We start from the raw sequence: 15,645 nt of genomic DNA, 5'->3' as shown, positions 1-15,645 counted from the left end.
GCCCGCCTGGGCGTCGGCTCCGTCGAGCCCGCCGAGGGCATGGCGGTGCTGCGCCGGGTCGTCTCCGGACGGCTGCCCCAGACGCTCGCGATGAAGGCGGACCGCGCGGCGCTGCCCGCCATGGGCATCCGGGTCGCGGGAACGCCCGACGCCGCCCCGGCGCCCGCGGCCCCGGCGCAGCGCCCGCAGGCCGTGGCGGACCGCACGCCGGCCGCCGCCCCCGGCGGGGCTCCGTCGGCCGAGGCCGTACGAGCCTATGTCGCCGGGGTGTTCGCGGAGGTCCTCAAGTACGACAGCGCGGCGCTCGACCCCTCGGCGACGTTCGAGACCTTCGGCGTCGACTCGCTGGTCAGCCTCAACATCGTCGACCGCTTCGAGCAGGACCTCGGCGATCTGCCGCAGACCTTGCTGTTCGAGCACATGACGATCGACCAGGTCGGCGCGTACTTCCTCGCCGAGCACCAGGAGCGGCTGACCGCCGTCCTCACCCCCGGGCGGTCGGGCGCGGCCCCGGCACCCGCCGGGGAACCCGTGGCGGCCGCCCCGACCGCGGCTGCGGCCGCGGACGAGGGTGACGTCGCGGTGTTCGCCCGGGCTCAGGAGGCGTTCGCCCGGGTCGAGGCGTTCAGCCGGGACCTGCTGTGCCGGACGTTCCCGCACCTGGACGGCGTACCGGCGGCCGGTGAGCGGATCACGGCCGACGCGCTGGCCGGCCGGCTGGGCGTGGTGCGCCGGCACCGCCGGCTGTTCGACGCCGCGCTGAGCGTGCTGCGCTCCTGCGGCGCGGTGACCGGTGACGCGGACGGGCTCGTGTTCAACGGTCCCACCGCGCTGCCGGCCGAGCCCGTGGACGGCGCCGAAGTCGCCGCCCGCTACCCGGAGATGAGCGGTCACGTCACGCTCCTGGAGCGGACCCTCGGGGCGCTCGGCGAGGTCCTCGCCGGCCGCCGCAATCCGATGGACGTGCTCTTCCCGAAGGGGTCGGTGGCTCTGGTCGAGCCCATCTACAAGGGCCAGCCCATCGCCGACCACTACAACCGGCTGCTCGGCGAGGAGGTCGCGGACGCGGCCCGCCGCATCCGCGCGGAGCAGGGCCGCCCGGCCCGGATCCTGGAGATCGGCGCGGGCACCGGGGCCAGCTCCCGGACCGTGCTCCCCGCGCTGGCCGCGGCGGACGCCGAGGCCCACTACTGCTACACCGACATCTCCCCCGCCTTCCTGCGCCACGGCGAGCGGGAGTTCGGCCCCGAGCACAGCGCGATGCTGGCCTTCCAGGTCCTCGACATCTCCCAGGACCCGGCGGCCCAGGGCGTCGAGACCGGCACGTACGACGTCGTGCTCGGCACGCACGTCCTGCACGCCACCCCGGACATGGAGCGCACGCTGGCCCACATCCGCACCCTGCTGCGGCCGGGCGGCCTGGTGCTCGTCAACGAGATCACCCGCTTCTCGGAGTTCCTCACCCTCACCTTCGGCCTGACGACCGGCTGGTGGATGTACGAGGACGCGGAGCGCCGGCTGCCGCACTCGCCGCTGCTGGCGCCCGCGCAGTGGCGCGAGGCCGCGGCGGCGGCGGGGCTGCGCACCGTGCGCACCCGGGGCCTGCCCGGCGTCGCCGCGGACGACCTCGAGCAGTCGCTGGTCGTGGCGGAGCGGCCGGCCGAGGACGCCGCCGGTGCCGTGCCGGACGCGGCGGCCGAGGGGGTGTCGCCCGGCTCCGTACGCTCCTACGTCACCGGGGTGTTCGCCGAGGTGCTCAAGTACCGCGCCGAGGACCTGGACCCGGCGGCGACGCTGGAGACGTTCGGCGTCGACTCGCTGGTCAGCCTGAACATCGTCGACCGGCTGGAGCAGGATCTGGGCGACCTGCCGCAGACGCTGCTGTTCGAGCACACGAGCATCGAGCGGCTCGCGGAGTACCTGGCCGCCGAGCACGCGGAGGCGCTCACCCGGGTACTGGGCGAGCCGGCGGGGCCGCCGGAGCCCGTGGCCGCCGCGCCGGTACGCGAGGCCGCCGCGCCCTCCGAGCCCTCGGCGACCGCTGCCGTGGCGGCGCCGGTGACGGCCGAGGCCCGGCCCTCCGCACCCGCCGAAACGCCGGCCCGGGCTACGACTCCGGCCCCGGCTCCGGTTCCGGCCCCGCAGGAACCCTCGGACGCGGCTTCGAGCGCGCTCGACATCGCCGTCATCGGCGTCGTCGGCCGCTACCCGAACTCCCCCGACCTGGAGGCCTTCTGGCGCAACCTGTCCGAGGGCCGCAGTTGCATCCGCGAGATCCCGTCCGAACGCTGGGACTGGCGCCGCAACTTCGACCCGGACAAGAACGCCAAGCACCGCAGCTACAGCCGCTGGGGCGGATTCCTCGAGGACATCGAGATGTTCGACGCCCCGCTCTTCGGCGTCCTGCCGCGCGACGCCGCCGACATCGACCCGCAGGAGCGGCTGTTCCTGGAGACCTGCTGGGAGCTCCTGGAGACGACCGGCCACCTCGGCCCGTACACCCACGAGCCGCAGACCGGTGTGTTCGCCGGGCTGATGTACGGCGAGTACGGGCTGCTCGCGGCGGCCACCGACTGGCCCTCGGGCCGCTACGCCACCGGCCACTCCGCGTACTGGTCGATGGCCAACCGGGTCTCCTACACCTTCGATCTCCAGGGGCCGAGCCTCGCCGTCGACTCCGCCTGCTCGTCCGCGCTCAGCGCGATCCAGCTGGCCTGCGAGAGCATCCGGCGCGGCGAGTGCCGGATGGCCATCGCCGGCGGCACGAACCTGATCCTGCACCCGGCCCACTTCGCGGCCCTGTGCGCCCGCAACATGCTCTCGGCCGGCGACGCCTGCCGGGTCTTCGACGCGGGCGCCGACGGGTTCGTGCCCGGCGAGGGCGCGGGCGCGGTCCTGCTCAAGCCGCTCGCGCAGGCCGAGGCCGACGGCGACACGATCTGGGGCGTCGTCAAGGGCGCCTTCAGCAACGCGGGCGGCAAGGTCAGCGGCTACACGGTGCCCAACCCGAACGCCCAGGCCCGCCTCGTGGAGCAGGCCCTGGACCGGGCCGGGGTGCATCCCCGGACCGTGTCGTACGTGGAGGCCCACGGCACCGGGACGGCTCTCGGCGACCCGATCGAACTGGGCGGTCTCACCAAGGCGTTCCGCGCCGCGGGCGCCACCGACGAGGGCTTCTGCTCCGTCGGCTCGGTCAAGTCGAACATCGGTCACCTGGAGGGCGCGGCCGGCATCGCCGCCGTGACGAAGGTGCTGCTGCAGCTCAAGCACAAGACGCTGGCGCCCACCATCCACCTCGACACCCTCAACCCGAAGATCGCCTTCGAGGGTTCGCCGTTCCGGCCGCAGCGCGTCGCCGAGCCCTGGGACCGTCCGGTCGCCGAGGTGGACGGCGTGGAGCGCAGCTGGCCGCGGCGGGCCGGTATCAGCTCGTTCGGAGCGGGAGGAGCGAACGTGCACATGGTGCTGGAGGAGTACTCCGGCCCCGGTCCGCAGGAGGGCGCGGCCGCCGCGCAGGAGCCGGAGCTGTTCGTGCTCTCCGCTCTGGACCGCGGCACCCTCGCCACGTACGCGGAGCGGGTCGCCGACTTCCTGGACACCCCCGACGGGGCCCGGGTCCCGCTCGCGGACCTGGCCCACACGAGCCGGACCGGGCGCCGTGAGCTGCCCGAGCGGCTCGCGGTGACCGCCACGACGCACGCCCAGCTCTCGGCCCGGCTGCGGCAGTTCGCCGCCGCCGGGGAGGACGGGACGGGCGCGGGCGTCGTGCTCGGCACCGCGCGCAAGGGCGGCCCGGCCGAGGGCCCGGCCGCCGAGGAGCTCGCCGCCGCGCTGACCGCACGGCAGTGGGACACGGCGGCCGCGCACTGGGTCGCCGGCGGCCGCGTCGACTGGCGCACGGCGAACGGGGACCGGCGCCCGCGCAAGGCGGCGTTCCCGACGTACCCGTTCCACCGCAGCCGCCACTGGATCACCTCGGACCCGGACCATCTGGCACCGGAGCTCCAGGACGTGGCGCGGCGTGCGGACCAGACGCAGGAGGCCGCGGGATCCGCGGCCGCGCCGGAGCTCCCGGGCGCGGAGAAGCCCGTGGAGAAGGCTGCGGCCGAGAGGCAGGGCGTGGCGAAGCCCGGTGAGGGGGCGCAGGAAGCGCCGGTCACGGGCCGGCCCGCGACCGAGTTCCCGGGCGCGACGGAGCCCGCGCAGGGCCCCTCGGCCGCACCCCACGACGCGGCGCGGCCCGCCGAGGCGACGCCGGTCGCGGTGCGGCCCGCGGAGGTGGCGCTGCCGGAGGCGGACGGTGCGGACGACGTCACCGTCGAGCGGGCCGTCAGCCACCCCGCCCTGGCCGTCGCGGCACACCACCGGATCTCCGGCAGCCGCTGGGTGCCCGGAGTGGCGCTGCTCGAACTGGCCCGTGAGGCCTGTCCGGTGGCGGACGCGGACGACTCGGGGCTCGGCCTGCCGTTCCGGGTCACGGACGTGCGCTGGAACCGGCCCGTCGACCTGGACGCGGGCACCGAGCGGGTGCGTCTCGGCTTCACCGGGGCGGACGGCGGACAGGCGTTCCGGGTCATGGCCGAGGGGCCGTCCGGCGCCGTCGTCGCCGCGCGGGGCGTCCTGACCCCGGGCCCGTGCGCCCAGGACCCCGGCCTCGACCTGACCGCGCTGCGGGAGCGCTGCGCCGAGCGCCCCGACCCGTGCGAGTTCTACGACGCGTTCGCGCGGGCCGGTCTGGAGTACGGGCGTCCGCTGCGCACCGTCGCCGGTCTGTGGACCGGCGCGGGAGAGACCCTGGTCCGGCTCAGCCTGGGCCGGGTGCAGCGCCAGATCGGCTCGCCGCACGTTCTGCACCCCGCGCTGCTCGACGGCGCGCTCCAGTCGGTGTCGACGCTGTGCGCGCAGGACGAGTCGTACCTGCCCGTGGGCATCCAGGAGGTCCGGGCGCACGCCGAACTGCCCGCCGACAGCTGGGCCCACATCCGTGAGGTCACCCCGGCCGGGGCGGCGAACGGGCGGCGCCGGTTCGACATCCGGCTGTCCGACGGCTCGGGGCGGGTGCTGCAGGCGGTGGACGGTCTGGAGATCGCGCCGCGTGCGGGCGCCGGTGCCTCCGCCCCGGAGACCCGGACCCGCTATCTGGCCCCGGTCTGGACCCCTGCCCCGCTGCCCCCGGCCACCGAGGACGCCCCCGGCGCCGTACTGCTGTGCGGGACCAGGACTCCGCGTCTGCTGGAACTGGCCGCGGAGCTGGCGGAGTCGGGCCACACGGTGGTGTGCGCGGCCGACGGCCCTTCCTTCGCGCTCGACTCGTCGGGTCCGTACCTCGCGTACTCGCTGCGCGGCTCCGACCCGGCCGAGCACACCCGGCTGACGGAGGATCTCGCCCAGCGGGGACTGCTGCCGCAGGCCGTCGTGCATCTGGCGGACGAGGAGACCGGTGCGGCCCAGGAGGTCCTGCCGTTCGTCCTGTGGTCGGCGGTGGCCGTGCTCGGCCGTCCCGAACGCCCGGCGCTGCGCGTCGTGTTCGCCCACCGCCGTGGCCCGCGGGGCGCGTCCGCCCACCACGTGGCCGTGGGCGCGACGCTGCGCACGCTGGGTCTTGAGCACAGCAGGTTCTCCGGCGTCCGGCTGGAGCTCCCGGCCGAGGGCGTCGGCGCGCGGGCGGTCGTCGACGAGCTGCGCGCGGCGCGCCCCGGCGCCGTCGAGGTCGCCCTGACCGAGGACGGCACCCGCAGCGAGAAGAACCTGGAGCCCTTCGAGCCGCCGGCCGCCCGGCCGTGCGACTTCACATCGCGTGCGGACGGCGCCTATCTGATCACCGGCGGCGCGGGCGCGCTCGGGCTGCACTTCGCGCGGTTCCTGGCCGAGCGCGCGGTCGACGGCACGACGATCGTGCTCGCGGGACGCTCGCGGCCGGGCCCCGAGGCGGCGGCACGGATCGAGGAGCTGAACGGGGCGGGGGTCCGGGTGCTGTTCCGGGCCGCCGACCTGACGGACGCCGCGTCGGTGCGGGACCTGGTGGCCTCGGTCGGCGCCGAGTTCGGCCCGCTGCGCGGCGTGCTCCACTCGGCCGGCGTGACGCGGGACGCCCGCGCGGTCAAGAAGACGGCTCGGGAGCTCACGGAGGTGCTCGCGCCGAAGGTGACGGGCACCGTGCACCTGGACGCGGCGACGGCGGACCAGCCGCTGGACTTCTTCGTCCTGTTCTCGTCGATGTCCGGTGAGGCGGGCAATCTCGGGCAGGCGGACTACGCGTACGCCAACGCCTTCCTGAACGCCTTCGCCGCGGACCGCGAGGAACAGCGCGCTCGGGGCCTGCGCTCCGGACGCACGCTGTCGATCGGCTGGCCGCTGTGGGCGGACGGCGGGATGACGGTGGACGACGCGACCCGCGAACTGTTCGCCCGGACCTGGAACATGGTGCCGCTGAGCACCCGGGCCGGCCTGGAGGCGTTCGTGCGCGGCCTGGCCTGCGAGCTGCCCGCCCTGTGTGTGGTGGAGTCGCTCGCCGGTCGGGAGACGGCGGCCCCGGCGGCCTCCGCGCAGCCCGCCGTCACGGCCGTCACGGCCCCGGCGGGACCGGCGCTGGACGAGGAGCGGCTGCGGTCGCTCGTGGAGGATGAGACGCGGGTCCTCGCCTCGGGCTTCCTGCTCGTGGACCCGACCGAGGTCGACGTCACGGCCGAACTCCTCGAGCTCGGCTTCGACTCGATCACGCTGACCGAGCTGGTCAACAAGGTCAACGAGCGGTTCGGGCTCGATCTGCTGCCGACGGTTCTCTTCGAGTGCCCCGACCTGACCTCGTTCGCCGCGTACCTGACCGAGCATCACGCGCCGGAACTCTCGGCCCACTACGCACCCGCCGCCGGCCCGGAGGACCGGGAGCGGTCCGCGCCGGAGCCGGTCCTGGAACCCGAGCCCGAGCCCGAGCCCGAGCCCGAGCCCGTGAGGGTCGTCGAAGCCGGCCGCGAGCCGGCCGCCGGGACCTCCGACGCCCCGGCACCGGCACCGGCACCGGCGGCACCCGCCCGGTCGGAGATCGCCGTCATCGGCATCTCGGGGGTGTTCCCCGGCTCGGAGGACGCCGACGCGTTCTGGGCGCACCTCGCGGCCGGCACCGACCTGGTGCGGCCGGTCCCCGAGGACCGCACCGCGATCCGCGCCAAGGCCGCCACCCGCGACCTGCGCGGCGGCTTCCTCGACTCCGTCGACACCTTCGACGCGCGCCTCTTCGGCATCTCGCCCAACGAGGCCGCCCTGATGGACCCGCAGCAGCGGCTCTTCCTGCAGAGCGCCTGGCACGTCTTCGAGGACGCGGGCTACCGGCCGGCCGACCTCGCGGGCAGCGCGTGCGGACTCTTCGTCGGCGTCGCCACGCACGACTACGACGACCTGCTCAAGGAGAGCGGCGTCGCGGTCCAGGCCCACACGGCGACCGGCATCGCGCACTCGGTGCTGGCCAACCGGGTCTCGTACCTGCTCGATCTGCACGGCCCGAGCGAGGCCGTCGACACGGCGTGCTCCAGCTCCCTGGTCGCCATCCACCGCGCGCTGCGCGCCATCCAGGACGGCGAGTGCGAACTGGCCGTCGCCGGCGGCGTCAACGTGATCCTGACGCCGGGGCTCCTGGAGTCCTTCAGCCAGTCGGGGATGCTCAGTGCCGACGGCCGCTGCAAGACCTTCGACGCCGAGGCCGACGGGTACGTACGCGGTGAGGGCGTCGGCGCGGTCCTGCTGAAGCCGCTGGAGCGGGCCGAGGCGGACGGCGACCACATCTACGCCGTCGTCAAGGGCACCGCCGTCAATCACGGCGGCCGCAGCAACTCGCTGACCGCCCCGAACCCGGAGTCCCAGGCCCGTGTCGTCGCCGCCGCCGTGCGCGCGGCGGGCGTGGAGCCGGACACCATCACGTACATCGAGGCGCACGGCACCGGCACCCGGCTCGGCGACCCCGTCGAGATCGAGGGGCTGAAGAAGGCGTTCGCGACGCTGCACGAGGAGCGCGGCGAGGCCGTGCCGGACAGCGGCCGGATCGCCGTGGGCGCGGTGAAGACGAACATCGGCCATCTGGAGACGGCCGCCGGTATCGCGGGCATCGTCAAGGTGGTGCAGAGCATGCGCCACCGGGAGCTGCCCGCCAGCCTGCACCTGCGGAACCTGAACCCGTATCTGCGCCTGGACGGCACTCCGTTCAGCGTCGTCGACCGGCACCGGACGTGGGAGCCCGCACTGACCTCGGACGGGCGCCGGGTGCTGCGCGCCGGGATCAGCTCGTTCGGGTTCGGCGGCTCCAACGCCCACATCGTGCTGGAGGACCGTCCGCCGCGTCCCGTCTCCCCCGTGCAGGACTTCGCGCCGCACACGGTGCCGCTGTCGGCGGGCGACCCGGACGACCTGCGCGCCTACGCCGGGCGCCTGGCCGGGCAGTTGGCCCGTACGCCCGAGGCCGACCTGGCCCGGGTCGCGTACACCTTGCAGACGGGGCGCACCGAGCACCGGTACCGCTTCGCCGTGCGGGTGCGTGACCGGGCGGAGCTGATCCAGGCCCTGGAGACGTACGCGGCGGGCGAGCTCCCCGCCCACGCCGCCGCCGACACGGCCCGGCGCGACGTCCCCGCGGTGCGCGGCGACGAGGATCCCGCGCTGCTGGCCAAGCTCTGGTGCGAGGGCGCGGCCGTGCCGTGGCACGCGTGGTGGCCGTCGTCACCGGGCCGGATCCCGCTGCCCACCGCCCCGTTCGCCCGCACCCGGCACTGGTTCCGCGCCCCGGAGCCCGAGCCGGAGTCCACGCCGGCCCCCGCGCCCGAGCGGGAGCCGGAGAACGCGCCGGTTCCCGCGCCGGAGCCGAAGGCCGCGCCGGTTCCCGCGCCCGTGCGGGAACCGGAGCCCGTGCTCGTGTCCGTGCGGGAGCCCGAGCCGCAGCCCGTGCCCGTGCTGAGCGCGGACGCCGCAGTGTCCCGCCCCCGACCCCGTACGCCCCGTACCCCCCTGTCCCGTCCCGGCGCCGGCAAGGAGACCGCCATGACAGCCCGCAGCGACACACCCCCGACGCGCCGGGGCCCCCGGATCCGGCTCGCGGCTCCGGGCCGTACGGCGGACACCGCGCCGGCCGCACCCGTACCCGTCACTCCCGCACCTGTCACTCCCGCTCCGGTCACTCCCGCTCCGGTCACTCCCGCTCCGGCCCCCGTCGCCGCTCCGCCGACCGCGCCCGCCCCGGCCCCGGTCCGTATCCCGGTGCAGCCGGGCCCGGAGACGCGGGAGACCGTCGCGGCCGCTCCGGACGTCGCCGCGACCCTCGTGGCCCTGCTGCGCGGCGAGTTGTCGACGATCCTGGGCACGCCTCCGGAGGAGGTCGAGAACGACACCCCGTTCGGTGAGCTGGGGCTCGACTCCATCTATCGCATGGACCTCATCCGCACCGTCAACGACCGGTTCGGCCTGGACCTCAAGGCCGCCGAGCTCTACAACTACGACACCGTCGACAAGCTCACCTCGTTCGTCGCGCCCCTGTGCGGCCCCGTGTCCGCTCCCGCCGCTCCCACCGCTGCCGCACCGGCAGCGGCACCGGCACCGGCACCGGAGACCACCGGTACCGACACCCCGTCCGCTCCCGAGCGCATGGCGGACCTCGTCCGCGACGTCGTGCGGCAGGAGCTCGGCCGGGACCTCGACGACGCGCTGTCCTTCGTCGACAACGGCTTCGGGTCCTTCGACATGCTGCGCGTCGTCGCCGCGCTGGAGCGGGTCTTCGGCGCCCTGCGCAAGACGCTGCTGTTCGACCACCCGACCCTCGGCGCGCTCGCCGCGCACCTGGCCGCGACGCATCCGGACGCCGGCCCGGCCACCCCGGCCACCCCGGCCAGGAGCACCGCCACGGCCCGGGAGCCGTACACGGGCGGCGCCCTGGTCGTCGAGAAGAGCGCGCTGCGCGAGCAGCCCGCGATCGCCGAGACGGTCGCCGGCCTGGAGGCCGCGTACGGGCGCGAGGGCGGCCTCCCCGGCCGCGACATCGCCCCGCTGATCTTCCTGGGCGCGGACCGCACCTCGTACTTCAACTTCTCGATCCGCGACGACGCGATGCTCACCTGGAGCTACGTCGGCCCGTCGGCGGACATGCCCGCGCTGGCCACGGAGTTCGTCCGCTACGGGCAGGCCCACGGCCTGGGCGCGAACATCGTCTCGCTGATCCGCCTCGAGGAGGTCGACGGAGTCCGGTTCACGGCCACGCCGTTCGGCGCCCTGCAACGCCTGGAGGACATCTCGGACTTCAGCCTGGAGGGCGGCCCGATGCAGCGGCTGCGCTACGCGGTCCGCAAGTTCGAGAAGGCGGGCACCTGCCGGACCGAGGAGTACACCGTCGGCTCCGACCCGCGCACCGACCAGGAGATCACCGTCCTGATCGACCGTTGGGCCGCCGCCAAGGACATGGTCAACCCGTACGTGTCCACGGTCCGCGAGGAGATCGGCCGGGGCATCCTCGCCGAGCGGCACCGGATGTTCCTGACGTACCTGGACGACCGGATGGTCGCCGCGGTCATCGTCACCAAGATCCCGTCCGAGGACGGCTATCTGCTGGACCTGGAGTTCTACCCGGAGGACGCCCCGATGGGCGCCCTCGACCACACCGTCGTGCAGATCATCCGGCAGACGGCCCGGGAAGGCTGCACCGTCTTCAGCTTCGGCGGCAGCTTCGGCGCCAAGGTCTGCGAGTCGCCGAACGCGGCGCCCGAGGCCGAGGCCGCCCTCACCGACCTGCGCTCGCGCGGCATCTTCACCGGTGACGGCAACCTCCGCTTCAAGAACAAGTTCCGCACCAGGAACCTGCCGCTGTACCTGTGCCAGCCGGCGGACACGGAGCGCACGGACGTCTCACGGCTGATCCTGATGATCGCCGACCCGGACGTGGGCGGCGCCGCTCCCACCGCTCCCATCGCCCCCGTCGCTCCGGTCGCTCCGGTCTCCGCGGTCCCCGCGCCGCAGGCCGCCCCGGCGCCGGCGCCCGTACCCGCAGCCGTCCCCGCCGCGTCCGTGACCGCTCCCGCCGCCACCCGGCCGCGCGAGGAGCAGCTGTCGCGCCACGGCTGGAACCCGCTGCACCTGCCGTCCTCCGACATCGAGTTCGACCTCGTCACCGACTCCTGGGCCGAGCTCGACCGCCCCTTCGTGCACGCCCGCACCGCCGAGCTGCACGCCCGTGCGGCCGGCCGGGCCGTGGGCCAGACCCTCGAGGGCCTCGACCTGCTGCCGTTCTCCTGCGTCGTGGCGACCACGTCCGGGCGCGCGGCGGAGGCGGCCCTGTGCCGGGCCTGGCCGCAGCAGGGCGTCGTCCTGCACAACTCCCTCTTCCCGACCTGGTACTTCAGCCACCTCGACCACGGCCTCACCCCCGTCGAGGCGCCCCGCGCCGCCGGATCGGGACCGGTCTTCCGCGGCGACCTCGACCTCGGCCGGCTCGACACCCTGCTGCGCGAGCGCGCCGGCAAGGTCGCCTTCCTCTGCTTGGAGGTCAGCAACAACGCCCGGGGCGGCGCCGCGCTCAGCCTGCACAACCTGACGGGGGTCCGGGAGGCCGCCGACCGGCACGGGGTGCAGCTCGTCCTCGACGCCACCCGGATCCTGGAGAACGCGGCGCTCGTGGCCGCGCACGAGCCGGGGCAGCAGGACCGCGACCCGCTCGACGTGACCCGCGAGATGTTCTCCCTCGCCGACAGCGTCACCATCAGCCTCTCCAAGGACTTCGGCGTGGACTGCGGCGGCATCGTCGCCACCGACGACCCGACCGTCGCGCACCACCTGCGGGAGCGGATCGCTCTGCGCGGCCCCGAGGCGGGCCGCTCGGTGCGCGCGCTGGCGGCCGAGGCGCTGGAGGACACCGCGTGGGCGGTGCGCGAGACGGGCGAGCGGGTGCGGCGCGTGGCCGCGCTGCGCCGCGCGCTGGCCGGGGCGGGCGCTCCGGTCGTCACCGACGAGGCGACGCACTGCGTCCTCCTGGACACCGCCCGGCTGCCCGAACTCGACGGCCACGAGCACCCGGTGCCCGCCTTCCTGGCCTGGCTGTACCTGCACACGGGGATCCGCGCCGCCGCCCACCTGGACGGCACCACCGGCACCTCGTCCCTGGTGCGGCTCGCGCTTCCGGTGGGCCTGGACGCGGCCGCGGCCGACACGCTCACCGCGCGGCTGACCGCCCTGTTCTCCGCGCCGCGGCACATCCCGGACCTGGTGGCGGTGCCCGGCGACGGCCCCGCCGCCCTCGCCTCGTACCACCCGGCCGACCGGGTGCCCGACGACATCCGCGAGGCGATGAGCGAGGGCCACACCGCCGGCAACGACAACTGGACGGTCCTGCGTGAGCACCACCCGGGCGTCCGGCGGCAGTTGCTGCCCCTGGCCGCAGGCGAGGGCGGCGGCGACGTCGAGGTGTTCACCGCCGGCACCGGTCCGACGCTGCTGCTGATGCTGCCGTTCAACATCGGCGCCGGCCTGTTCGGTCCCCAGTTCGCGGCGCTCAGCGACCGCTACCACGTCGTCGTGGTCCACCACCCGGGCGTGGGCTCGACCACCGCCTGCGAGGAGCTCGGCTACGAGGGCATCGCGGACCTGTGCCTGCGCACGCTGCGGCGCCTCGGCGTCGACGGCCCCGTCCACGTGGCGGGCGCCTCGTTCGGCGGCATCACCGCCCAGACCTTCGCCCTGCGCCACCCCGAGGCCACGGCGTCGCTGACCCTGATCGGCAGCTCGTACAAGCTCGGCAACCGCGACGGGGAGGTCAACCGGCTGGCGCTGGTCGCCCGCGAGGACTTCGACCGGGTGCAGGAGCACAGCGGTTCGGCCCGCCTGGACCGGGAACGCGGCCGCTACGAACAGCTCCTGCTGCGCTGCGAGAGCATGGACCCGCAGACCGGCCTGCGCTACCTGGACGTCTTCGCCGCCGCACCGGACCTGCTCGGCCGCCTCGGCGACATCGCGGTGCCCACCCTGATCGTGCAGGGCCGGCACGACACCGTCATCCCGCAGAAGACGGCCCACCTGCTGCACGGCGCCATCCCGGACGCCCGCTTCCACGAGGTGCACGACGCCGGGCACTTCCCGAGCCTGTCGAGCTCCGACGAGTTCAACGCCGTCCTGTCCGCCTTCCTGGAGGAGCACCCGGCATGACCATCACCTCGACCGCCACGACCGCCACGGACACGGGACACGGCATCACCCGGACCGTCACCGTGCGGCCCGGCATGTGCGGCCCCGGCTCCCTGTTCCCCGGCCAGCTCGGCGACTGGACCTGGGAGACCGTCACCGCGCAGTGCGGCACGGACGTCTTCTCCGCCCGCGACGCCTCCGGCAACCCCACCTATCTGGCGTTCTACTACTTCCGGGTGCGCGGCGACCGCACGCTGCACCCGCGTTCCCTCACCTTCGGCGACCGCCTCACGGTGACCTCGGGCTGCTACGACCAGGGCACCGAGTCGGTCCTCACCCTGCACCGCGTCGACCGGGCCGGCACCCCCGGCGCGGACCGCCCGCTCGACCTGGCGGAGTTCTACGAGCGGCCGCGCGGCGGCACCCTGTACGTGGAGAACTTCAACCGCTGGGTGACGCGCTCCGCCCCGGACAGCAACCAGGGCCTGGTCAAGTCCTCGCCGCCGGACTTCCGCAACGACGGGCTGCCCGCGCTGCCCGCCGCGTACTCGCCGCGCGCCGTGTACCGCGAGGCCCGCGGCGCGCACACCTTCCGGGCCCCGGACGAGCCGGGATTCACGCCGCTGGACACGACCGTCGAGATCGAGCACCCGGTCGACGTCGTCCGCGACGTCAACGGCGTCGGCCTCCTCTACTTCGCCTCCTACTTCTCCATGATCGACGAGGCGGCGCTCGCGCTGTGGCGCCGGCTCGGCCGCTCCGACCGGGCGTTCCTGCGCCGCGTCGTCGTCGACCAGCAGGTCTGCTACCTCGGCAACGCCGACCTGGACTCGGTCCTGGTCCTCGGCGCGCACGCCCGGACCAGCACCACGACGCCCGGCGAGGAGATCGTCGACGTCGTGATCCGCGACCGCGACAACGGCCGCGTCATCGCCGTCAGCACCCTGCACACCGTGCACGACCTGCACGGCTCCCACGACCCGAAGGGGCACGCATGACCCAGGCACCGATCGACGTGCGGGCGCACACCGCCGAGCTGGTGAAGGAGGTCGTCACGGAGATCCTGCCCGGCGTGGACCGCGACCTCATCGGCGGCTCCCGCCACCTGAAGGATCTGGGCGCCGACTCCGTGGACCGGGTCGAGATCATCGCCGCGCTCCTGGACCGCACCGGGGTGGACGCCCCGATGTCCGCCTTCAGCGACCTGCCCGACATCGACTCCCTCGTCGACTTCCTGAGCGGAGCCCCGCGATGAGCACGACCGACACCCCGGGGGCGTACGGCATCGAGGCGCTGAACGTGTGGTGCGGGCTGGCCCGGCTCAGCGCCGCGGACCTGTTCGCCGGGCGCGGCCTGGACCCGGACCGCATCGACAACCTCATGATGTCCGAGCGCTCCATCGGCCTGCCGATCGAGGACCCGGTCACCAACGCCGTCAACGCGGCCCGGCCGATCGTGGACGCGCTGACGCCCGAGGAGCGGGACCGCATCGAACTGGTGGTGACGTCCACCGAGTCGGGCGTCGACTACAGCAAGTCGCTCACCTCCTACGTCCACAAGCACCTGGGCCTGAACCGGCACTGCCGGCTCCTGGAGGTCAAGCAGGCCTGCTTCGGCGCGACCGCCGCGGTGCAGACGGCGCTGGGCTATCTCGCCTCCGGGATCTCCCCCGGCGCCAAGGCCCTGGTGATCGCCACGGACGTGGCCGTCGTGGACGAGAAGGCGGAGTACTCCGAGCCCGCGGCCGGGCACGGCGCGGCGGCCGTCCTGCTCAGCGACCGGCCCCGCGTGCTGACCATGGACCTCGGCGCGTTCGGCAACTACAGCTACGAGACGCTCGACTCGGCGCGCCCGTCGCCGCGCTTCGACATCGCGGACGTCGACCGCTCCCTGTTCGCGTACCTGGACTGTCTCAAGAACTCGTACGCCGACTACGCCTCGCGCGTCACCGATGTCGACTTCACCCGCGACTTCGACCATCTCGTCATGCACACCCCGTTCGCCGGTCTGGTCCGGGCCGGGCACCGCAAGATGATGCGTGAGCAGGGCGCGGCCGGCGCGACGGTCGACGCCGACTTCGCGCGCCGGGTCGCCCCGTCGCTGGTCTACCCGGGCACGGTCGGCAACCTGTGCTCGGGCTCGGTGTACCTGGCGCTGGCCAGCCTCCTGGACTCTGGCGTCGTGACGAGTCCGCGCCGGGTGGGCCTGTTCTCGTACGGGTCGGGCTGTTCCTCGGAGTTCTTCAGCGGCATCGTCGACGAGCAGTCGGCCGCGGCCGTCGCCGAACTGGGCATCGGCAAGCATCTGGAGGCCCGCGCCCGGATCACGTTCGAGGAGTACCTGGCGGTCCTGGAGCACAACCTGGAGTGCCTGGTGCCGGTGGAGAACCGGACCGTGGACCCCGAGCCGTGGGAGCCGCTGCTGGCCCGGGCCGGCGACCGCCCGGAGATCCTCACCTTCACCGGGGTCCGCGACTACCACCGGCAGTACGCGTGGCGCTGA

Annotated in this window: 4 protein-coding genes (1 of these 4 only partly in view); all 4 read left to right on the top strand. The window is 74.5% G+C overall.

Annotation, left to right across the window (positions count from 1 at the left end; all coding sequences use genetic code 11):
* Tightly spaced (each overlapping or abutting the next), the 4 genes in view from IAG42_RS36655 to IAG42_RS36640 form a layout consistent with a single transcriptional unit that may run on beyond the window.
* On the top strand, positions 1-13,164 hold the 3' portion of the coding sequence (locus IAG42_RS36655) for an SDR family NAD(P)-dependent oxidoreductase (RefSeq protein WP_188341936.1). The gene continues 9,048 nt to the left of window position 1, outside the view; 13,164 of the gene's 22,212 nt are visible here — the last part of the coding sequence; its start codon lies beyond the left edge, outside the window; the stop codon is at positions 13,162-13,164.
* Entirely contained in the window at positions 13,161-14,141 is a 981-nt protein-coding gene (locus IAG42_RS36650) for an LnmK family bifunctional acyltransferase/decarboxylase (protein ID WP_188341935.1), read from the top strand. Before IAG42_RS36655 ends, IAG42_RS36650 begins: the two co-directional genes overlap by 4 nt.
* Positions 14,138-14,398, top strand: coding sequence for an acyl carrier protein (locus IAG42_RS36645; RefSeq protein WP_188341934.1), 261 nt, complete (start codon positions 14,138-14,140; stop codon positions 14,396-14,398). The genes IAG42_RS36650 and IAG42_RS36645 overlap by 4 nt, the downstream gene beginning before the upstream one ends.
* Positions 14,395-15,645 (top strand): hydroxymethylglutaryl-CoA synthase family protein, encoded by a 1,251-nt coding sequence (locus IAG42_RS36640; RefSeq protein ID WP_188341933.1) that lies wholly within the window; start codon positions 14,395-14,397, stop codon positions 15,643-15,645. Before IAG42_RS36645 ends, IAG42_RS36640 begins: the two co-directional genes overlap by 4 nt.

The organism is Streptomyces xanthii, assembly GCF_014621695.1.
GTDB classification, from domain to species: Bacteria; Actinomycetota; Actinomycetes; order Streptomycetales; family Streptomycetaceae; genus Streptomyces; species Streptomyces xanthii.
This window is presented reverse-complemented; position numbering and strand designations above follow the sequence as displayed.

Coding starts and splice junctions, on each gene's coding strand:
- IAG42_RS36650 (WP_188341935.1), top strand. CDS start 13,161: ATGACCATCACCTCGACCGCCACGACCGCCACGGACACGGGACACGGC.
- IAG42_RS36645 (WP_188341934.1), top strand. CDS start 14,138: ATGACCCAGGCACCGATCGACGTGCGGGCGCACACCGCCGAGCTGGTG.
- IAG42_RS36640 (WP_188341933.1), top strand. CDS start 14,395: ATGAGCACGACCGACACCCCGGGGGCGTACGGCATCGAGGCGCTGAAC.